Annotated in this window: 16 protein-coding genes and 1 pseudogene; 11 read left to right on the plus strand and 6 right to left on the minus strand. The window is 41.0% G+C overall.

Going from position 1 to position 21,509, the window contains the following annotated elements:
- Positions 1 to 188: 188 nt before the first annotated feature.
- Together ACVBDU_RS10835 and ACVBDU_RS10840 are read right to left on the minus strand one after the other, a co-directional pair.
- The gene (locus tag ACVBDU_RS10835; protein WP_447179766.1) at positions 189 to 734 is read right to left on the minus strand and encodes a hypothetical protein; all 546 of its coding nucleotides are present in this window, start codon (positions 732 to 734) and stop codon (positions 189 to 191) included.
- 15 nt (positions 735 to 749) lie between these two features.
- The gene (locus ACVBDU_RS10840) at positions 750 to 1,346 is read right to left on the minus strand and encodes a GrpB family protein (RefSeq protein WP_447179767.1); all 597 of its coding nucleotides are present in this window, start codon (positions 1,344 to 1,346) and stop codon (positions 750 to 752) included.
- Between the two features lie 457 nt (positions 1,347 to 1,803).
- On the opposite strand from ACVBDU_RS10840, the gene ACVBDU_RS10845 reads away from it, so the two are divergent.
- The 5 genes from ACVBDU_RS10845 to ACVBDU_RS10865 all read left to right on the plus strand — a co-directional run bounded on the left by ACVBDU_RS10845 (position 1,804) and on the right by ACVBDU_RS10865 (position 12,927).
- Positions 1,804 to 2,991, plus strand: a complete 1,188-nt coding sequence (locus tag ACVBDU_RS10845) for a serine hydrolase domain-containing protein (protein ID WP_447179768.1) — start codon at positions 1,804 to 1,806, stop codon at positions 2,989 to 2,991.
- Positions 2,992 to 3,302: 311 nt separating this feature from the next.
- Positions 3,303 to 7,793, plus strand: coding sequence for an ATP-binding cassette domain-containing protein (locus tag ACVBDU_RS10850; protein ID WP_447179769.1), 4,491 nt, complete (start codon positions 3,303 to 3,305; stop codon positions 7,791 to 7,793).
- A gap of 290 nt (positions 7,794 to 8,083) precedes the next feature.
- Positions 8,084 to 8,236, plus strand: a complete 153-nt coding sequence (locus ACVBDU_RS10855) for a lmo0937 family membrane protein (protein WP_447179770.1) — start codon at positions 8,084 to 8,086, stop codon at positions 8,234 to 8,236.
- A 110-nt stretch (positions 8,237 to 8,346) separates the two neighbouring features.
- The gene (locus ACVBDU_RS10860) at positions 8,347 to 9,006 is read left to right on the plus strand and encodes a DUF6565 domain-containing protein (RefSeq protein WP_447179771.1); all 660 of its coding nucleotides are present in this window, start codon (positions 8,347 to 8,349) and stop codon (positions 9,004 to 9,006) included.
- Positions 9,007 to 9,570: 564 nt separating this feature from the next.
- Positions 9,571 to 12,927, plus strand: coding sequence for a polysaccharide lyase family 8 super-sandwich domain-containing protein (locus tag ACVBDU_RS10865; protein ID WP_447179772.1), 3,357 nt, complete (start codon positions 9,571 to 9,573; stop codon positions 12,925 to 12,927).
- A gap of 232 nt (positions 12,928 to 13,159) precedes the next feature.
- Here the strand turns inward: ACVBDU_RS10865 and ACVBDU_RS10870 are convergent, their stop codons facing one another.
- Complete coding sequence (locus tag ACVBDU_RS10870) at positions 13,160 to 13,420, minus strand: hypothetical protein (RefSeq protein WP_447179773.1); 261 nt, start codon at positions 13,418 to 13,420, stop codon at positions 13,160 to 13,162.
- A gap of 398 nt (positions 13,421 to 13,818) precedes the next feature.
- Between ACVBDU_RS10870 and ACVBDU_RS10875 the strand changes: the two genes are divergently transcribed.
- Positions 13,819 to 14,124 carry a group II intron maturase-specific domain-containing protein gene (locus tag ACVBDU_RS10875; protein WP_447179774.1) on the plus strand — a complete coding sequence of 102 codons (306 nt, stop codon included), beginning with the start codon at positions 13,819 to 13,821 and terminating at the stop codon, positions 14,122 to 14,124.
- Positions 14,125 to 14,254: 130 nt separating this feature from the next.
- Here the strand turns inward: ACVBDU_RS10875 and ACVBDU_RS10880 are convergent, their stop codons facing one another.
- Positions 14,255 to 14,545 carry a type II toxin-antitoxin system RelE/ParE family toxin gene (locus tag ACVBDU_RS10880; protein WP_447179775.1) on the minus strand — a complete coding sequence of 97 codons (291 nt, stop codon included), beginning with the start codon at positions 14,543 to 14,545 and terminating at the stop codon, positions 14,255 to 14,257.
- Complete coding sequence (locus ACVBDU_RS10885) at positions 14,545 to 14,805, minus strand: hypothetical protein (protein WP_447179776.1); 261 nt, start codon at positions 14,803 to 14,805, stop codon at positions 14,545 to 14,547. The genes ACVBDU_RS10880 and ACVBDU_RS10885 overlap by 1 nt, the downstream gene beginning before the upstream one ends.
- A gap of 168 nt (positions 14,806 to 14,973) precedes the next feature.
- On the opposite strand from ACVBDU_RS10885, the pseudogene ACVBDU_RS10890 reads away from it, so the two are divergent.
- Positions 14,974 to 15,114 (plus strand): annotated as a pseudogene (locus ACVBDU_RS10890) (transposase domain-containing protein); the annotation flags it as partial.
- A gap of 157 nt (positions 15,115 to 15,271) precedes the next feature.
- Here ACVBDU_RS10890 and ccsA read toward each other — a convergent pair.
- Positions 15,272 to 18,448 carry a cytochrome c biogenesis protein CcsA gene (gene ccsA, locus ACVBDU_RS10895; protein ID WP_447179777.1) on the minus strand — a complete coding sequence of 1,059 codons (3,177 nt, stop codon included), beginning with the start codon at positions 18,446 to 18,448 and terminating at the stop codon, positions 15,272 to 15,274.
- 98 nt (positions 18,449 to 18,546) lie between these two features.
- On the opposite strand from ccsA, the gene ACVBDU_RS10900 reads away from it, so the two are divergent.
- The 4 genes from ACVBDU_RS10900 to ACVBDU_RS10915 form a co-directional block, all read left to right on the plus strand.
- Entirely contained in the window at positions 18,547 to 18,798 is a 252-nt protein-coding gene (locus ACVBDU_RS10900) for an ATP-binding protein (RefSeq protein WP_447179778.1), read from the plus strand.
- A gap of 97 nt (positions 18,799 to 18,895) precedes the next feature.
- Positions 18,896 to 19,768, plus strand: a complete 873-nt coding sequence (locus ACVBDU_RS10905) for an HD domain-containing protein (RefSeq protein WP_447179779.1) — start codon at positions 18,896 to 18,898, stop codon at positions 19,766 to 19,768.
- 79 nt (positions 19,769 to 19,847) lie between these two features.
- Entirely contained in the window at positions 19,848 to 20,444 is a 597-nt protein-coding gene (locus ACVBDU_RS10910; RefSeq protein WP_447179780.1) for a hypothetical protein, read from the plus strand.
- Positions 20,445 to 20,730: 286 nt separating this feature from the next.
- On the plus strand, positions 20,731 to 21,509 hold a 779-nt coding region (locus tag ACVBDU_RS10915), incomplete at its 3' end, for an alpha/beta fold hydrolase (RefSeq protein WP_447179781.1).

Below are 21,509 nucleotides of genomic sequence, written 5' to 3' on the forward strand. Positions count from 1 at the left end.
TCGTAACAATTTTTTTCTAAAAGTCAGCGAAGGACTGTCTACCCAAAGTTGGATAGAAGAACTGCCTTTGAAGTCTAGCGTAAAATCCGATTAATGTCAGTCAGAATTTTTAATGTTTTTTACGATAGGTCCTTGTTTCCGCTGTGTTCAAACGAAGACCAGTTGGGGTGTTTTGTTCATTAATTAACTTAACGCTTTTCATACAATGCAATGGCATTTAAGTAATCTATAGCACCTTTCATACTTAAATCATAAATAAATCCATCCAGTTCAGGATGGTTAACCTTCACCCAATTCACCAGAATGTCCTTTTCTTTTTGCCATATCTCCCAATTAGCATCACAATCCAGGTTTTCAATTTTGGTTATTTTTCCCGATTCAAAATGGAATTTATGTTTGCAAGTCAAAGGATTATTCTTCAAAAATTCAAACCTTAAAGAATTCACAGAGAGAGTGGCAACAACTTGCTCATCCTGATTTTCTAAGCTAATCAACGTATAAACCGGCTTAAAGACAGAATCCCATTTAAAATGGTTGTAATAACTTTCGGGGGTGTATGTCATTGTATCACCCTCAATAATGGTGAGACTGTCAGAGATCGTTCTTTTTATCCGGGTATAATCGGAATTTTTAAAGCCTTCGTAGTATGCTGTTACTTGCTCGGATTTCGTACTTCTTTTTTCCGTACAACCGGCAATTGATAATAAGACGAAAATGAATAAAATTTTCTTCACTGCATCGGGTTTCTTTTATACACCTTGTTGGGCGCTTGCTTTTCCACGGATAATGTCTAATGTTTCATTCACAAAATCTGTTTTTCCTAACACATAAAAGCCTCGGTCATTTTTAAATTTAGAAGCCAATGCAATTTTTAAGTTTTCATATTGCCTGGCTCTTTCTGTATTTTCGATCAAATAGTCCCGAAAGTCAATTTGTTTCCACATCACATTATCCTTGGGGCACATATGAATATGAAAAATCTGTTGTTTTGTCTCATCAAGAGTATACCCTTTAGCAAAAGATGAATATGCTTCAATATTTTCTCTTGACGGAACTTTGAAATGAGAATATCTCAATGCTGTAAATTTTGCGATTAGATTTTCGTGGAACAATAATTCTTTGGGAATTTCAATCATCAAGTCAATATATGGTTTTGATTTAATGCCCGGAATTGATGAACTCCCAAAGTGTTCTATTCGCAAGATGATTTCATTCCCGACTTTTTCGGCGATTCGTTCTTTTTCTTTTTCGTAAATATTTTTCCATGCAGGATTATGGTCAACCAATTCGATTGGAAAAAGTGTATTCCAGTCATCTTTGGTTAAATCATTTAGAGTTTTCTTCATTTCCGGATTTTTTTCAGCTTGCGCCCAAGACATAAATATATACAATTCCTCTTTTCCGTGCTATGTATTCCCTTATATTCCCGGAGTAGGGCATAGCGAACGCCAAAATTAAATTCCCGTCCGGATACCAAAAAGGGAGTGAATAAAATTGTGAATAGTAGATTTTTCATTGATGTTTTTTTGGCGGTGTGCTCAAACAAGGACCGGTTGGGAAACGTTTATACGAAAACAGTTCTCTGTTTTAGCGAAAACAAATACGGAAACAACACGGACTTGACGAAAGAAAAAGCACATACCACCAAGAATAGCTATACGTAATACGGGTTAAAGTGCTAAAATGAAAGTAAGTGCCTTGAAAACCCGCACTACGGATAGCTGAGACCGTTGCCACTATTATAAAATAGTGTAACAAAAAAAGTATCTGCTCGTCTTCCTTCTATAGAAAAACGTCCATTTAATGAAAAAACTAATTATCCTTATCTTAATTTTGACCGCTGGTGTATCAGTTAAGTCACAAAGTATAAAAGATTCAATCACTATAGAGTTAACAGAATTGAGTAAAAATAGTGACCTTGTTGGCTTTGGTGTAGCTATCGTAAATAAAGACAGCATTGTCTATGCAAAAGGCTTTGGTTACGCTGATAAAGAAACAAAAAAAGCCTACACCATCAATACACAGCAACCCATTGCTTCCATTTCAAAAACATTGCTCGCTGTTGCCTTGATGAAAGCTCAAGAAATGGGAAAATTGAATTTGAATGATAATATCAACAAATACTTACCTTTTAAAATCGTTAATCCGAATTTTCCAAGTGATAACATTACCATACAACAACTCGCAAATCACACCTCTGGTATTCTTGATGGTGATTCATATGAAAATACTTATGTGTTTAAAAACAATATACCTCCTTTTTACAACGGTTTAACCGATAAGGATATAATATCAGAAGTAAAAAAATGGGTCGAATTGTTCAATACAAATGAAATGATGACGCTGGGTGAATTTATTAAAAAACAGTATGTGAAAGACCAAATTTGGTATAACAAAGATCAAAATTTCTCCAAGAACAAACCCGGAAGCACCTATAAGTACAGTAATATGGGAGCAAATATTGCAGCTTATATCATGGAACAAACAACAGGAGAAAATTATGCCGAATTTATACAAAAACACATCCTAGATCCGCTTCAAATGAATAATTCGGGTTGGCGGGGAAAAAATTATGAACCAAAGAACGCTTCAACCTTATATTGGTATGGGCACCCAATCCCCCATTCCGATTTAATAACCTATCCCGATGGTAATTTGATGACAAACATAGTCGATTATGGTAAGTTTTTTAGTGCTATGATTCGTGGGTATGGGGGCGAGGGCAAGGTTGATTTATTAACCGTTGAAAGCTATAAGGAAATGATGAAAGCCCCTATTTCATCCGATTTTAGAAAAGGGGTTTTTTGGAGTGTGGATTCAGAAAAAATTGGTCATAGTGGCAGTGATTTAGGTATTCTTACCCACGCTTATTTTTTAAGGGAAAACAGTATCGGTATTATCGTATTTGTCAATACATCTGATACAAAAAATGATACAACAGAAGTAAGGGACATTTATAGAACACTTTTAAAGTATGCAAAAAAACAATAACAGTGGCTACACCGTATCAAATTAATTGCCGGAGCAAGCCTACTTATGAAAATCCTCGCGGATTTTCTATTCGGTTTGTATTTGCTAAATCAGTTTGCTTCAACCGCGTGTAATCTTCCCTAAAATTAGCTACGATTAGTCATGTAGTTCTATTTTGGTGGTTGTGATACTGCAGATCAGCATTTTTTTAAAAACGCAATTGAAAAATAACCGCGTGTTTTTGACAAAAAAGGCCTTTTTTTAGCCAATGGAATTCTTTTTAAACATGCTCTAAGTACCTTTGGCACTTCTATTGCAAAAGAAAGTTCTACATGCGCATTCAAAACGCCTACCAAAACAATCTTAAAAATATAGCTTTAACCATCCCGGAAAACCAATTCATTGTGGTTACCGGACTGTCCGGTTCGGGGAAATCTTCCCTGGCCATGGGAGTGATCGGGAATGAAGGCTATCGGTATTTTTTAGAGAGTTTGCCCGCTTACAATCAACAAAATGCAGCTTCCATACCAACAGCTTCGGTAGACGATATAACCGGGCTTCCGCCGGTAATCAAGGTAGAGCAATCCAGGCGTTTTCAGTCGATCAACGCTACATTCGGAACCTTGTCAGAGTTGACGCCCGTCTTCCGGATTTTGTTCGCCCGGTATTCCGCAGCAGAAAGCATGAGTAAGTCCCTGTTTTCGTTCAATCACCCCAAAGGCGCTTGTGAAGAATGTCGCGGAATCGGTGAGGCCGAATATATCGATACCGCTAAATTGGTGGGAGATGAAACCAAAACTTTACGCGAAGGAGCTATCGTAACCACGTTGCCCAACGGCTATATAGTGTATTCGCAGGTTACCGTGGAGGAGTTGAATAAGGTTTGTGAAGCACATGGATTTCATGTAGATATTCCGTGGAAAGACTTAACTCCCGAACAACAAGAGGTGATCTGGAATGGTAGTGAACGCATACAGGTGTACTACGGAAAGCACAGTTTGGAATCGCGCCTGCGTTGGGAAGGTTTTAAAGCGAAACCTCGTGAAATAGGTTATTATAAGGGGATTTTGCCTATTATGAGCAATATTCTCCGGTTAGATCGAAATCCGAGTATTCTCCGGTTTACAAGTTCTAAACCTTGTCCCGGTTGCCAGGGCGCACGTATCAAGGCCGAACATTTGAAGTATCGATGGAAAGGACTGAATTTTCAGGAGTGGATGGAGTTGCCTTTACAGGAATTGTATGATAAACTCCGGGCAGGGAAGTACCAGGCAGGAGAGCAGGTGTTGGTAGACAAATTGTGCACCCCGTTATACGATTTGATCCGGTTGGGGATGGATCATTACCGTTTGCGTACGCCGAGCATGGATATTTCCAGTGGAGACGGGCAACGCATCAAACTCATTAAACAGGTAAACAGTAGCTTACAGGGGATTTTATATGTTTTTGATGAACCTTCTATCGGATTGTCACCAGCCTATCAGCAGCATTTGTATAGCATTTTACGACGTTTGATCAGCCGTGGAAATACCGTAATGGTCGTAGAGCACGATTTGAACTTGATCCGGAAAGCGGACTGGATTGTAGAATTAGGCCCGAAAGCCGGGATTCATGGCGGGGAGGTGATCTTTAACGGGAAGAGGTCAGACTTTCTTCGGGCAGAAGGTATAGAGAGCCCGACATTGGCCGAATTGCGCGCTCCCGCACAAAATTTGAACAGCGAACGACAACAGCTTTCCGAAGCAGACTTTTACCCGGCAGCACAAAGTTTATCCGTAGTAAGCAGAAAAACAGCTGCTGTATTAGATGTGATCAAAGCCTATAGCAAAGAACAAGCGCTGCAATTACTTACGGTATCCGATCAACCGATAGGAAAAACACCGCGCAGCAACCCGGCGACGTATACGGGAATGGCCGATAAGATCCGGGACCTGTTGGCAAAAACCGATGAAGCCGGGACATTGCAATTGAAGAAAAGCGCCTTTTCTTTTAATAACAAAGCAGGACGTTGTCCCCGTTGTGAAGGAGCAGGGGTTATTACCCTTTCAATGAGTGTCATGGGAACCATTAATCAAACCTGCCCCGAGTGTAACGGGAAACGTTTTAAGCCGGAAGTACTCCAGGTATATTGGAATACGAAGAACATCGCAGAAATTTATGATCTCAGTATAGCAGAAGCGTGTGATTTCTTTCGGCATGAAAAGAAATTATCCGAAATTCTGGCGTTGATGCTGCGTCTGGGGTTGGGATATATCAAACTCGGGCAACCGTCCAACACATTAAGCGGAGGCGAAGCACAGCGTATTAAACTCACCAAGCACTTTGCGAAGCCTGCCAGACAAACCATCTTAGTGTTAGAAGAACCAAGTATCGGGCTACACCAACAAAATGTAGTACAACTACTAAAGGCTTTGCATCAGTTGAAACACGAAACTTCGAGGATCGTATGTTTTGAGAATCACGCTTTGTTTCAGTCGGGCTGTGATATATGGGTAAATAATGCCGAAAGTATAGCTACGGTAAACGAACGTATTCCCGAACAATCGGCCACGGACGCCATTCGTATCCAAGGAGCACGGACTCATGCGTTAAAAGACATGGATATTACGTTGCCCAGACAACAACTCACGGTGGTCACGGGAATTTCAGGATCGGGAAAATCTTCTTTGGTGATCGATACCCTGCATGGCTACGGATTACAGGAAATGAGCAAACAATTTTCAAGCTATCAACAAAACAGGGTAGGAGTTGACTATCAGTTTGAAGTAGACCATATCACCGGATTGACGCCCAGCATTTGTATCACCCGGAAAGATCAGCAGTTTTCCGAGCGTTCGGATGTAGCCAAACAAACCGATATCGATAAAAGTTTACGTTTTGCCTTTTCGCGTAAAGCACAATACGAAGGAAGGGAATGGTCGGCCAGTCATTTTTCGAATGCACACGAATTAGGGAAATGTGGTGTTTGTGACGGCGTGGGACAAGAATTGCTTCCCGATCTGTCTAAAATAGTGTTGGATTCAGCCCTGAGCATTGCCGACGGACTTTTTGAGCACAACAAAGCCCTGTATTACTATGGGCAGGCAGGCGGACAGTATATGGCAATTGTAAGTGAAATAGGAAAGGCGTATGGTTTTAATCTGCAAACGCCTTTTAAGGTATTGACCCGGGAGCAACGGGGGGTGATCTTTCATGGAATTCCGGAGAAAACCTGGGAAGCTACCTGGACTTTCGAAACCAGATCACGATCGGGGACCCAACAGCTAAAGATGGTGTGGAAAGGCTTGTTTACCTATTTGATGGACGAATACTTTCTTACCCGAAAGAACAAAAATATTCAACATTTACGTGCTTTGTTCACTCCGGAAGTTTGTAGTCATTGCCAGGGCAGCGGGTTGCAACCGGAGCGTTTAGCGGTTACCCTGGGCGGCAATTCTATGCGGGACCTGAAGGCGATGAGTTTACGGGAGTTTGAAGCATGGTTGGTAAATATTCGGCCAAAAGATGCTATTGATGCCGAATTGGTAGCAAAATTACATGCCCATTTGCAACATACCCTGGAGCGGGCGCGTCAATTGCATATAGACCATTTACAGCTCCACCGAAAGTCGGGTACTTTAAGTGGCGGCGAACAACAGCGGGTTTCACTCATCAAACAATTAAACAGTCCGTTACAAGGGGTAACCTATTTGCTGGATGAACCTTCGGCGGGCTTATCCCAAAACAATATACCGGATCTGATTGCTTTGCTGAAAACGCTTGTAGCCAAAGGCAATACGGTCATTGTCATTGAGCATCACAAAGACATTATGCTGGCGGCCGATCATTTGGTGCAGATAGGCCCGGGAGCAGGAAGCATGGGTGGTGAAATTACGTTTCAGGGAAGTGCAGCCGCTTACCGGTCTTCAGAAGTATGTCATCCTTATGTAAAAACAGAAAACAGTGCGATACGCTTTCGGCAGGGAAAAGCGCATATTCATATAGAAAGCATAGCACGTCACAGTCTCAAAAAAGCACAAATCGATATCCCGGTAGGCGGTATTACAGCCATAACAGGGAAGTCGGGTATCGGGAAGACTACTCTGGTAAAAGAGGTGGTAATGCCAGGTTTACAGCAGCATCGACCTGTATATTGCACGCGTATCGATTTTCCGAAGCAATATCAGGGCATACATTATTTTGAACCTAAAAAATTACAGGCTTATAACAGTACTTTGCTGGTAGCCTATTTAGATCTGTTAAAAGTGATCACTAAGGTATTTGCAAAGGAAACAGGGGGTAAGGCCAAAGACTTTTCGTATAAAACCAAAACCAGTCAGTGTACGCATTGTCAGGGAAGTGGTGTCGTAGCCACGAGTCTGGATGTAGCTGCCAAGCATATTGAAATTTGTGATGTATGCGAGGGAAAACGCTATCGAAAAGCTGTTTTAGCCTATACCACAGGCGGAAAACATATTGCAGATGTCCTGGCGCTGAACGTTACGGAATTGCTGGATTGGATAACTCCCTATGCCGGCACAATCAAAGCAGTGCAACAATTACAGGCATTGCACCATATAGGGCTTTCTCATGTACGGCTCGATCAAACGGTAAAATCACTTTCTTCCGGAGAAAAACAACGTTTGTTGTTGCTCAACTGGTTGCAAAACAAAACGAAAGATCAACTATTGATATTAGATGAACCCAGCATAGGATTGCATTATGCCGATATAGATTTGCTGTACAAGGTATTACAACAACTCAGTGTGCACAATGATCTTTTAGTAATAGATCATAACCCTTATTTACTGGAAAAGATAGGCGTTGGCGTGGTGTTGGAGTGATGAAATCATCCTGGATGCTATTAACCTATTGGCCTGTGGAACTGCAAAGTCAGAGACATTCAGAGCCAGAAACACTTCGGAGAGCGTGGAATCTGTGATATATATAAATCTTCTTCATTACAATATAACTTATTAGCTATTTAATTAGTCACCTTTGTTTATGGAGATTAGTTAGGAAAGTTCCAAATGAAAAAAAGCGTTTGGCATTAGAAAGCAGACTCTCTAGGTCTGCTTTTTAATATTTTTATAAAAAGTGATATTCAGATTCTTACAATTAAAAACATAAAGAAATGAGAGGTTTATTATACATCATCGCAGTTATTCTTGTCATCGGTTGGGTATTAGGCTTTTTTGTCTATAGTGCAGGCGGTTTAATACACATTTTATTAGTCATAGCAGTCATAGCAGTTCTGTTTAGATTAATAGGCGGGAAAAGAATTTAGTAACAAAAAGAGAATCAACTACCTCGGGGGATCCCGATAATTATCGGGATCAGGACAGGCGTTGGGGAATAAGACCCATTTAATGGGATTAAAATATTAATAATAAAATCATGAAAACAATAAAATTTACAGTCCTTACATGTGCATTAGCCTTACTATTCACATCTTGTAAAGATGAAAAAGCACAAATAGCCACAGAAAAGGTAGAAATGTATTCAAGCTACGTAGATTCGATATCTAATTTAGATCTTGAACAAGCCAACTCTAATTGGAAAAATATTGAAATCGGTTACACGACTTTCAAAAATACTGCCAGCGAAAACTTAAAGAACCTTGAAAAAAATGAATCTTTAAAAAGAGAGATTGAAGAAACAACACAAAAATTTGAAGACTTTAAAATAGAGTTAGCTGAAAAACAACGTCAAGATAGGTTAACACAAATGGACAATTTTAGAATGTCTCTTTTAGGAAAAAATTATTCAAATAGTGACATGAAATTTGAATGGATAAACAAAGACAATATATTAAGTGTTTATCAAAATTTTGTTAATACGGTTGAAACCAATAAAGACAGTTATTCAAGAGAAGATTGGGATGAAATTAAATTATTGTACGAAGCCATAGATACCAGAAAAAATACAGTGGAAAATGAAGGTCTTACAGGATCCGATAACCGTAAAATTGCAGGATTAAAATTAAAATTTGCACCTATGTACACCTTAAATAGAATGGGAGCAAAATCAGAAGAAAATGAGAAAGCAAAACAATAAATAAAAGGTAGCATCTCATAAACTGTGTAAATAGTAAATATCGAGGGTCATGACCCTCGATATTTTTTTATTAATTTTAAATTTATTAAAGTATACGAGATGCTACCGATTTCGCAGTTGTAAAATCCTGGCGGGTTACCACTACGATTGTCATAGGCCGTAAGAGAAGCCCGTAACCATTACAGCCAGGTAAATGGATGTCTTCATTGCACCGAAGCATGTCATACGGGATAAAACCACGGCTTTGAGTGGCCCATATTAGTTTTTATGCCCTTAATATAGGCTGCGAAGTCAGAGACGTTCGCATAGCATATAACGCTTTGCAGAGCGGGGATAGCATTAAAAATACCGGATTTCCCGTAGACAGCTAAGCCAGAAAAATCAATGCGCTTTGTTAATGAAAAATTTGATATATTTAAAAAATCATTAATCCGGACCTCATCATATTTAAAAATGTGTTCGACAACAATATGAAATCTGTTTGAGAACCAAAGCCTGGATATGGCATAAACACCAGGGGTAATGATTTACCATAGATTACAACCGATAACCAAACTTTTTACTATGAAAAAAACAATTACTTTAAAAGTACTTTTTACGCTTTTGTTGTGTTATGGAATTCACGAACAGGTATTTTCACAAGCGGTTTATGACAGTATCTCCGGCCGTATCCGGAATGAATTACTGGCGGGAGGGGCTGTAAGTTCCCTGGATGTCACTGTCAGCGGCTACCTGAATACGGTTCAGGCCGATGGTTCCTGGACGGATATCGATTATCAGAGCACGGCACGGACCATGTGGCCCCCGAATCAGCATCTCGTCCGGTTAAAGGATATGGCGAGGGCCTATACTATTTCGGAGAGTAGTCATTACGGCAGCAGTAATTTGTATACGGCTATCGTAAACACCCTGGATTTCTGGGATACTACCGATCCGCAGAGCAATAACTGGTGGTACAACCAGATTTCGAGCCCGCAGGGACTGGGACAGATATTGTTATTGTTAAGAGCCGGGAGCACTCCCGTTCCTTCCGCACTGGAGGCCGGTCTTATAGCGCAGATGAACCGGGGCAACCCGGCGTCATGGACAGGGGCGAATAAACTGGATATCGCCATACATTATCTCTATCGTGCTTGCCTGCTCGAAGACGATGACATCATGCAGGTAGCCCTAGACGAAGCCTTTTACCCGGTTGTGTTGACCACCGGGGAAGGTCTTCAGCACGATTATTCCTATATGCAGCACGGTGCCCAGCTTATGATATCCAGTTACGGTTCGGTCTTTCTCGATGGAGAATACCGTATAGCCAACTGGGTACGGGATACCCCTTATGCTTTGTCAGCCGAAAAGAAACAATTGCTTTCCGGGTATTACAAGAACACTTACCTGCGGACCATCCGAGGAAGTTATATAGATTTCAGTACGGAAGGACGGGGTATCAGTCGCCCGAACATACTTCGGAAGAGTGGCGAAAAAGGTCGCCTGGAAAGAGCCAAAAAGGTTGATCCTGTGAACAATGCGGCCTGGAATGCCGCTATCGCCAGAACATCCGGAACCGTGGCTCCCGGTTATATGATAGAACCCTGGCATAAACACTTTTACAGGGGAGACTATACCGTTCACCAAAGGCCGGGCTATCTCTTCAATGTCCGCACGGTATCGTCCCGGACCATCAGGACTGAGAGTGGCAACGAGGAAAATCTCAAAGGTGTTTTTCTGCCGGATGGCGCTACGAACATTCAGCGCAGGGGTGAGGAATACTACAATATTATGCCCGTATGGGAATGGGATAAAATTCCGGGCACAACTTCCGCAGATTATACCGAGGTGCCACCTACAGCTTCCTGGGGAGAGGCAGGAAGTACGGCTTTTTCGGGGGGAGTCACGGACAGCGTTTATGGCGTAACGGCCTATTATCTCAACTATAAGAATACAACAGCAAGAAAATCGTGGTTTTTTCTCGATGATGCTGTAGTTTGCCTGGGAGCGGGAATCAACAGTTCCGGTACTGCCGATATCACCACAACCATCAATCAATGCTGGCTCAACGGCAATGTCCTTGTTTCCGGTTCGGGCGGAAGTCCCGGGATACAGACAGCGCAAACGGAGGTGTCTTATGCCGATCCGGAATGGATACTGCACGATAGCATAGGCTATTTTATACCGCAGGGCGGAAGCGTAAAAATCAGTAACCGCGAACAAAGCGGGAGCTGGTACAGTATAAACCACAGCTATTCAGACGACACCTTGTCGGGAGACGTGTTTAAGATGTGGGTAGATCACGGGGCGGCTCCTTCCGATGCAACCTATGCTTATATTGTTGTTCCGGGGATGGCTTCGGCTTCCGATATGCAGTCGTACGACCTGTCCCGTATCCGTATCGTGGAGAACACACCGGTGGTACAGGCGGTAAAATATGAAGATGCTGATATGATGCAGGTAGTTTTCTACCAGGCAGGAACGCTTTCGGACGGCGATGTTTCCCTGACTGCCGACCGCCCCTGTACGGTGATGCTAAAAGGACTTGAAGAAGAAGAGATTAAGGTGTATATATCCGATCCGGCTCAGCAACAGAGTGCCGTGACCCTTTTTGTGGACGTACCGGCCATAGATGGGACCAGGCAATTGGAATGCCCGCTTCCGGCTGCTCCCCACAGCGGTGCAACCGCATATTTCGTCGTAGATGAAAATACGCCCGAAGCAGGTGAGATCCTTACCGGGTTGCCCGTTATACAGGTTACCGCCAGTGCAGATGATGGGAATGTCCCGGGGAACACCATCGATGATAACCTGGGAACCCGTTGGTCCGCAGAGGGCGACGGTCAGTGGATACGGTACGATCTCGGGGCTGTACACACCGTTACCGGGCTGAGTATCGGCTGGTATCTCGGAGATCAGAGATCGTCTTCTTTTGAGGTGGAGATGTCAGAGGATGGAACCGGCTGGACCAATATCCATAGCGGAACATCGGCAGGGAACACTTCCGGACAGGAAAATTACGATCTTCCCGATACTTCCGGAAGGTATGTACGCATTACCGGACACGGCAATTCTTCGAACGACTGGAACAGTATTACCGAAGTGGATATCTTCGGGTATATGGATACGACGACGGCGACTTATGGAGCCGTAGCCGATGCCTTTGTAAGGGACGGGAGCTATGCGGATACCAATTACGGGGGAAATACGAGCCTTATTCTTAAAAAGGACGGTACGGGATATTCGAGAGAAGTGTATCTGCAATTCGACCTGGACAGTACACAATTACCCGTAAGCAATGCGATACTCCGTTTGTATTGCAGTTACGGAAACACCACTGCCGATAGTTCGCAATGGCAACTGAGTCTCGTTCCCGATAACAGCTGGACGGAGAGCAGCATCACCTGGAACAACAAACCGGCCGGAACGACGGTGCTGGATACCCGTCCGGGTGTGGTCACCCCGGGGTATACAGATTGGGATATCACCGCGGCGGTGAATAGCCTGCCTTCGGACAGATTGTTATCGCTGGTATTGGTGTCGACCGTCGGAGGGCAGACCACAGATGCCGGTTTTGTTTCTTCGGAAGCACTGTCTGCCACACAACATCCTGAGATCATCTGTGTTTATGAAAATCTACCGGAGACTTCTGCTATAGTTTCATCAAAATTACCTTTTATGCTACCGGTAGAGGAACAAACGGCGGAAGAAAACACCATACTGTTCCCGAACCCTTTGTTTTCCGGAAAAGGTACGATCAGTTCGGATACAATCATGCGGTCTGTTAAAGTCTATAGTAAAGACGGTCGTCTCGTGCAGCAAACGAATCGTCTGAACACGACCGGGTATGAGCTGGATCTGACCGGTTTCGCCCCGGGAGTCTACTTCGTAGTGATTTCCGGGGATACCACCGAGGTGACAAAAAAGGTAGTAAAGCCCTAAAGAAAAACCCATTGACTGTGCATATTTCTCTTTATAGTATATGCACAGTCATAGTTTTTATTTATCAACTTGAAAAAGCTGGTTTTGGGATATAGGTAGAAATTACTGAGTTTTAGCCTGATGCCATTGGGCCTGCCGGAAGATTACCTCAATAACTTTGGAATCAGTCGATGGGAATAAAATGCTATTGAGTTGTGAATTGATATTTTTCAAGAGCGCTACAAACGCTTTTTTACAATAGGTCTCTCGTTTCCGCCGTACTCCACAATGCTATCGGTTTGTTGTAATGTTGCCAAAATGGATACTTCGATACATTGCCCTTTTTCGTACCCGCCCTCTCAAACATCCATAACAACCATTCCCTTCTGCTTTCCTGTGGGTTTTCTTCAATGGCCTTCCATATTTTCTTTGAGGTGTATTTCTTGAAATCGCGCAAAACACCTGAAGGATCTTCGCCGGCCGATCGAAATATAAAATGCACATGGCTCGGCATAAAACTATAAAATTTGTAGGTTCTGCATATGTCCTGAAAATACAAAAACTACACTATTAAATCATAGCTTTTTGTTCTGAGGCTCATTACGTACTCATGCCCGTCACCAGTTGAAAACTGGCGGTAGCGGGGGATATCATCAATATAGGTTATAGCGGTCAGGAAAATAACATACCGGAAGAAGAACATATATATGTTGTTTTTAGCCTGTTACCGGTTCAAATCTGATTTTAATCGTATCAGTTCACCCAAAAGTTTTGTTTCCTTTACTTGTTCTTCGTTATGAAACACCATTTTGGAAGCTCCTCAGAGAGGAGCGTGACGTATTGGCCCGTCATTGATGTACAGTGGGCTGCGAAGTCAGAGACATTCGCCTAGCATATGACACTTCGGAGAGCGTGGGTACTGTACGCAAACACAGATCGGTCAAACAGGAAGAACTGATCCGAATCCTAAATCCTATCATTAGGGGCTGGTGCAACTACTACCAATATGTAATATCCGGGCACACCTTTGAAAAAGTAAATAACACATACTTCGGGATAATCTGGAGCTGGGCGAGGTACCGACACAATAACAGGCACAGAAAGTGGATCAAAAGGAAATACTTTACCAAAAAAGGTGGAAATAATTGGTGCTTTAAACTTAAACAGGGTATAAAACTGGTCCAACATATAGATTGGAAAATCAATCCCAGGGAATAGCTTACCGATACACTGCGGAGAATCCCCGATCACAACATCCAAAAAATCAAAGAATTACTGCAGGGATACCAGAAAGCATAAGTGTACTTGCCCGGACGGATACCAAACGAGGACTGATTGGCGAAAAATATTATAAAGTTTCGGAATCGGCTTTAGTACATATTACATTAAGAATATATACAACCCCTTTCTGTTCTTTGTAAAGTATTTTATAGTCCCGAACGATTATCCTGCGATATTCTTGAAATATTTCATCCCGTTGGTACTGTTCGACAAATACAATTTCTTTAGAAGAGCCAATAATATCTTTTCTAACAATCCTTCTTGCCGTAGGAATGTCTTTATACCTATAGTCTAAAATAGCATTGAGAGATTCCCTGGCTTGCCTTGTCCAGACAACCTGGGTTATTTTACGAGGCATTAACTTTCTTCTTGTTCAAATTCATCAGCAGATATGTAATCCCCTTTATCTATCTGGCTTTCTGCAATATCCAATGCCATTTTGTACTCCTGGCGTGTCATGGGAGACCCATCCGGATGATAGGCAACAACTTCATTCTTGAAATAGCCTTCATAAAGTGCATCCACCATCTGTAAAAACCGGATATCTACAGTCTTTATGGATCGTTTCCACTTTTCTCTTAACTCTAATGCTCCCATAATAGTAGTATTGTATATCAAATATACGGTATTTTAAGGACCTTTCCTGTATCGTGTACTTCCTTTTTAATATGATTGCCGGCAATCACAAAAAGAAAACATGTGTCAATGAGGTGTTAAAACAGTGTTTTCTTTGCCGGAAGTCACCAGGCGGCACAATATGCCGCGATACTGTAGTCCTTCTTCGGCACCTGTAAGATGCAAAATATCAATCCCAGGGAATGGCTTACCGATACACTCCGGAGAATCCCCGACCATAACATCCAAAAACTCGAAGAATTACTTCCGGGATACGTATACTTACCCGGACGGATAATTAAGGTAGCATAAGCTGAGAAAATGGGCATGAAGGCCTAAAAACGGGGTTTTATGTTACCTTAAGATACGAATTTATTATCTGAATATCAACAGGTTGTATCGCTCCTGAATAGCCCTTCCCGGTTTCTAAGGAATGACTAAGTTACTTCCTTCTACTGACAGTAAGATTTCACGCCGGCTTTTTATACATCGCCCGGTATCTCCAATAACTGATGCCGCCAAGTATCAGTAATCCAAAAACAATATATTTTACATAACCCGGGGTAATAGCCGCAGCACCCGATTGCGCGTAACTATGAAGGCCAACCAAGTAGAAATTAACACCAAAATAGGTCATCATAATACTACCGTAAGCCGCTACACTCATAAAATTGTAAATCCATCTTCCCCTTAGGCCAGGTACCAATCGCATATGTAGTATAAAGGCATAGACCATGATGGAAACCAATGCCCAGGTTTCTTTAGGGTCCCATCCCCAATAACGTCCCCAACTCTCATTGGCCCATTGCCCTCCCAAAAAGTTACCAATGGTGAGCATCACCAAACCTACTGTTAGGGTCAGTTCATTGATAATGGTCAACTCCTTCAGGTTAATTTCCATTCGCCTTTTGTTCTTTTTGGTCGTCAGCATAATAAGAATCAAAGAAACCACTCCCAAGATCATGCTTACTGTGAAAGGGCCATAACTGCCTACAATTATCGGTACATGAATCATCACCCAATAACTATCCAAAACAGGCACCAGATTAGCAATGGAAGGATCTACCCAACTTTGGTGCCCGATCCAAAGCAGCATCGAAGCAACAAAAGCACTTGCAGCCAGAGTTAAGTCACTTTTTCTGGCAAAAAGTAATCCCATACCTACTGTAGCCCAGGAAACATACAGAATACTTTCATAAGCATTACTCCAAGGGGCATGGCCCGAAATGTACCAACGTAATATCAAGCCTGCGGTATGCCAAATAAAAAATAAAACAATCATCCCCTTTAAGAAGTAGGTTGAGGCCTTCCAGATTTTCCCGTCCTTAAAAATCCTGAAAATGAGAATTAGGAACAACAGCCCCCCTACCATCATATAGTATTTATACAGACGATTGAAGATATCCAGCTTATTGTAAACAATTTCGGCTTTTATCTTTTTCTCAGATAGCATTACTTCAGAACCATGATTTCTTTGGTTCTGTTTAAAGGCTTCCAGCAGTTTATCGGATGCTGAATAATCTCCTGTAGCAATAGCATTCCGTAAAGTATTTACGTAATATGGAAGGCTATTCGTCATAAAATTGGCATACAGGGAATCTTGCACCTGATATGGACCGGAACGGAATTCCAAGGCAGAAATCCATTTGTTGTTCTCATCGTTCACCAACGGAAATATTTTCAATATGGTTCCGCTCAATGCCATTTCCAACAAGGAGAGACGTTCATGAACCTTGATAAAGTCTTTTTGGAATTCATTGGGATTGGTCGTAGAGCTAGCTTCTTCCATGTAAGGCTTTAATTTATACATACCTGTAGCATCGAACAAATCAACCGGCTTAACGTATTTTTTCGTTTTTTCCACTCCCAATATCTGACGAATACTATCATTTTGCCATTTACCAACTTTGATAAATTCTGTATTGTACCAAAGGGTCGGGTTTATCATCATGGAAAGGAATACCTGATCGGAATTCATGTCCTTGAATTTGTCATTGCCACTGAGTTTACGCAACAACTCTGAAGTAAAAGTATGTAAAGGTTTCATCCGCCCTCCTTCATCCTGGATGACCAATTCCCCGAATTTATCCGCATGTTCCTCACTAACAGTTGTGGCCTTGATTAGCGAATCTATTTGTTCCTGAGTGGGTAAGTTGTTATGGTTTTCCTGCTGTGCTTGCTGTGCAAATCCTTGAAGGCAACCCATCAGGAATAACATAACTGCTGCCATTTTTGCCTTTTTCTTTTTCACTTTTTCTAATGCCTTGGTCAAGCCTATAAATCGAGTTTTACCGAAAAACATAATTCCCAGTAATCCCGCATAGAGTAAGAAGTAGCCGATGTAGGTAATCCATGTCCCCCAAAAATCGTGATTAACACTCAAGATCGTACCCTTTTCATCCGGCATAAAACTGGCTTGAAAAAAGCGGTACCCGCCATGATCCAGAATATGGTTCATATAAATATCATAATCAAAGGGGCGTTCATCCTCGATAGTCACTTTGCTCATAAAGGATTTGTATACATTGACCGTTCCGGGGTACTTTTCCGCGATAAAGTCATTGAGTTTCACCCCAAAAGGTAATGGATATATTTTAGAGCCATATCTCAACGAAAATTGCAAATCCCCTAAGGAAAACGGGGCAGCAAAATCTGAGGATCCCTTACTGCCCAATAACTTCTTTTCTACCGTTTGTCCGTTTGCAGTAACGGCAACTACCAAAGCGTCTTGGGTCTGGTCCGTAATTTCATTCTCGGGGACTTTGACCACGCCATAACGTCCTTTAAGTAATGGTTCCGGTAGTACAAATTGCATTCCGGCCATAGAATACAGCGAACGTAGCTGTAATTCCTGAAGGCTATCTTTTACCACTTTTCCCTGCAATTGGTCAGCCATTCGCATAAAATCACCTTCAAAGGGAGCTTCTATAAAATATCCTCCGTCCCTGGTGTAAAAGTTAATGGCTCCCTTGGTCTCTTTATTAAGTGCAAACAGCACATTATGGATGTTGGCAACGGTTCCGTTCTCTATAAAATGTTCGTGCCGTTGCCCGTTTCCTGCCTCAACAATTTTTAGATATTCCTTGCCATTTTCATCAGGAATGAGCCCCTCCTTAGCCCCTTTGATAAAATCAACATATGCAATGCTGAATTCATTCCCGTTAAAATCATCGCTCCAGGGCAAACTTGATCTTTTCCCTTCCTGGGTGACCAAAATATCGTCTTCTAAAACCTTGCGCCTGGGTTGTCCCTCGATTTTGCCATCAATATAGGCGGTGAGATAGGTCTTATCTGAATAAAAGACATTTTCCGTCTGCCCTTCACGAATCGGCATCACGCCTTCGTAACTTATATATCGCGTTACAAAAGCCCCTACAATAATCAATATCCAGGAAAGGTGTAAAATCAAAACAGGCCATTTTTTCCATTGCAGAAGGTTGTACCTGTAAATGTTCCCTGAAAAATTGATAACAAAGAACACCATAATAGCCTCGAACCAAGTGGCATTGTAAATGTAAATACGGGCGGTTTCGATACTGTACCAGGTTTCAATAAAAGTTGCCATACCCATTGCAGTAGCAAATAGAAGAAACAAAATGGCCATTAATTTAGTGGAGAACAGGGTTTTCTGAAGTAAATCTAGCATAAGGACTTTGTTATCGGATTGCAAAATTACGACCTGGAGGAGACTTATAATAATAATTAGTTTGGAATTTAATCCCATTAAATGGGTCTAATTCCCCGATGCCTGTCCTGATCCCGATAATATCGGGATTGCCCCGAGGCAGAGCCTCGGATGCCCGCCACCAGTTGAAAATTGGCGGTAGCGGGGTTGAGCGCCATGGAAGTGCTTCTACAATAATTACCTCGCAGTTGCCCGTAAAGGCTTTAAAGGAATCCACTATTACCAATGCCATATCAGATAGATTAACTAATGGTTCTTACAGCATAGAATGGCAAGGGGAATCGATACGAAAATTTAGAAAAGAACAGTAAAAAAAATTTAATTAATTTAACCGAAAGTTTTTGAGAAAAGTGTCCGTTTTCAGCGGAATATACAGTGTATTCATGAATGATGTGCAAGCTAAAAGAAATGAAGTACGTAGATAAAATATATGGAGAGTTTGAATTTTCAGGAGTAATTGAAGAAATCATAAAGACAAATGTCTTTCAGAGATTGAAGAAAATTCATCAAGGAGGTTCTATCTTTTTAGTTAGCCCAAAAGTAAATCATACAAGATTTGAGCATTCGATTGGGGTAATGCTAATCATAAAAAAACTTGGAGGAAGTATTGAAGAACAAATCGCCGGATTAATTCATGATATTTCGCATACTGCATTTTCTCATTTAATTGATTATGTACTTGACATCGAAGGGGAAGATTATCATGAAAATAGATATGGTGCGGTTTTAAAAGATAGTGAATTAAACGCGGTATTGGAGAAATATCAAATGGATAGAACGGTGTTTATGGATATAGAAAAATTTAAACTTTTAGAATACCCGTTACCTTATTTGTCCGCGGATAGGATAGACTATACACTTAGGGATATGTTTCAAATCGGAGAAATTTCACTTGAAAATATTTCCTGGTTTATAAATGGTTTAGCGACTTTTGATCATAGAATTGTCCTGAAATCCGAAGATTATGGAAAATGGTTTCAAGCAAAATACAACTTCCTGACAGCAGAATATTTTGAAGGTGAGGAAAATGTAGAGATAAATATAATAATGAAGACGATAATTAAAGATTGTTTGGAAAAAGGAGTAATTGAAGAAAAGGACTTTTTCGAGGACGACTTTTATCTTATGGACAAAATAAATCAGGAGTTCAATTTAATGCAATGGATTGATGAAATCAGAGATAATGGATTGAAAAATAAAAAGTTGAAGACTAAAAAACGAATAGTAAATCCTGAAATTATTGTACATAACCAAATCTTGAAATTATCAGAAGTGAATTAAAGGCCGCACATAACACTGTATATATGAAATGAGCGAGATTAAATTCAAGGGTTGTAGCCCTTTTTAAATTTCTTTCGATTTGATACGTTTCAAGCCTGCAATCACCACTTTGCATTTACTTGCCCGTTGGCAACAAGTTAAAAAACAAAATATGAAAAATAGAAACCTATTACTATTCCCCTTATTAATATTATTTTTCACTATAAGTTGTAAAGAAAACGAGAAATCTAAAATGGATGAAAAAGGGTATCAGGAGGTCCATTTTGAAAAAGAAAAAAAAGCCATTTTAGAGCGATTGAATACGGAAACCAAAGATGCTTTTCAAAGGGATTACGAAGCCTGGACAAAAAATTGGGTACACGACCCGACCATTTCGAAAGTATATATGAACTTTGCTGACAGTACTTTTTCGGAGTCCATCGGGTGGAAAGAAATAAGCCAATTTGTGAAAACATTCATCGAAGAACATCCCGAACCTGAACCCATTCCAAAATTGTTGGATAATATTGATGTTAGACTTTACGGGAACGGCGCTTGGGTTACATATGAGCAACAAGATTCATTACGTGGACTGAAACGGGAAACAAGGCTCATGGAAAAAGTGAATGGACAATGGAAAATTGCAGGAATGCAAACTACCATTTACGGCTTTGAAACAGACAAATCTAATGAATAATACCAGTTGCCAACAGCACCTAAGAAAACATGGGGCAGAAAGTGGTTTCTATAAAGTTCTTTCTTTGTGGCCACCTTTGTCATAGGTGGACAGGAAAACGCTCCGAAAAGCCCACGTTTCTTAGCTGTGATACGTTGTACATAATTATGGAAAACCTTAAACTACAGACCAAATGAGACATTATCATTTAACATTCTTAGTGATTTTCTCTTTATCGTTCTCTATGCATGCCCAAAGTCAAGATACGCTAGTAGACGTTGGGGGTTATAAAATGTATTTTAATATAATGAAAGGAAAAGGAACTCCAATTCTTTTTGAAGCCGGCGGGGGTGCTGATAGTTCTGTTTGGAACAATATATTAGAAAAAATTCATAACGTTACGGGTACAACATTAATTACTTATGACCGGTCTGGATTTGGACAAAGTGAATTAAATCCAAATTTGAAAAACGATTCGGATTTTGGAATAGAAAATGGTATTAAAGAACTGGAGACAGGTCTTTCAATGTTGGGTTTCAACAATGAAGTTATTCTGGTTTCCCATTCGTACGGTGGATTGTATAATCTGTTATTCGCACGTAAACATCCTGAAAAAGTGCTCTCGGTTATTTTAATAGATGCTACGCTTAGTGATTTCTGGAATGAGGAATTACTGACAATGAGAGATATGAATGTTGATATGAGTGCTATAAAAAAGCCTTCAGGTGATTTTTATTTGAATTCAAATTTCAATGAAACAATGCGCTATACGAGAAGTATGCAGTTCCCGGAAAATACCCCAATTACAAATATTTTTCCTGAAAACTCCTTTCCAGGTTTTCCAGAGGTACTACTTTCAAATAGATGGAGAAAACTCCACAAGGAGCTTGGTGAACATAAGGATAATGTAAAAAATATTATTGCCAGGGGAAGTGGCCATGCCATATTTCAAGATAATCCTGCGTTAATCATCAATACAATAATTAAAGCGTACTCAGAAACGCTGGACGAAGGGCAACAAAATGCGCTGTTACACAAGGCTCTGGATAATGCCATAGAATTATCTATTGAAGCTAAGGTAAATAA

The organism is Sinomicrobium endophyticum (assembly GCF_052983315.1).

Bases quoted from the DNA above. Each gene is read 5' to 3' on its own strand.
- ACVBDU_RS10840 (WP_447179767.1), bottom strand. From the start codon at position 1,346: ATGAAGAAAACTCTAAATGATTTAACCAAAGATGACTGGAATACACTT.
- ACVBDU_RS10845 (WP_447179768.1), top strand. From the start codon at position 1,804: ATGAAAAAACTAATTATCCTTATCTTAATTTTGACCGCTGGTGTATCA.
- ACVBDU_RS10850 (WP_447179769.1), top strand. From the start codon at position 3,303: ATGCGCATTCAAAACGCCTACCAAAACAATCTTAAAAATATAGCTTTA.
- ACVBDU_RS10855 (WP_447179770.1), top strand. From the start codon at position 8,084: ATGAGAGGTTTATTATACATCATCGCAGTTATTCTTGTCATCGGTTGG.
- ACVBDU_RS10860 (WP_447179771.1), top strand. From the start codon at position 8,347: ATGAAAACAATAAAATTTACAGTCCTTACATGTGCATTAGCCTTACTA.
- ACVBDU_RS10865 (WP_447179772.1), top strand. From the start codon at position 9,571: ATGAAAAAAACAATTACTTTAAAAGTACTTTTTACGCTTTTGTTGTGT.
- ACVBDU_RS10870 (WP_447179773.1), bottom strand. From the start codon at position 13,420: ATGCCGAGCCATGTGCATTTTATATTTCGATCGGCCGGCGAAGATCCT.
- ACVBDU_RS10880 (WP_447179775.1), bottom strand. From the start codon at position 14,545: ATGCCTCGTAAAATAACCCAGGTTGTCTGGACAAGGCAAGCCAGGGAA.
- ccsA (WP_447179777.1), bottom strand. From the start codon at position 18,448: ATGCTAGATTTACTTCAGAAAACCCTGTTCTCCACTAAATTAATGGCC.
- ACVBDU_RS10900 (WP_447179778.1), top strand. From the start codon at position 18,547: ATGCCTGTCCTGATCCCGATAATATCGGGATTGCCCCGAGGCAGAGCC.
- ACVBDU_RS10905 (WP_447179779.1), top strand. From the start codon at position 18,896: ATGAAGTACGTAGATAAAATATATGGAGAGTTTGAATTTTCAGGAGTA.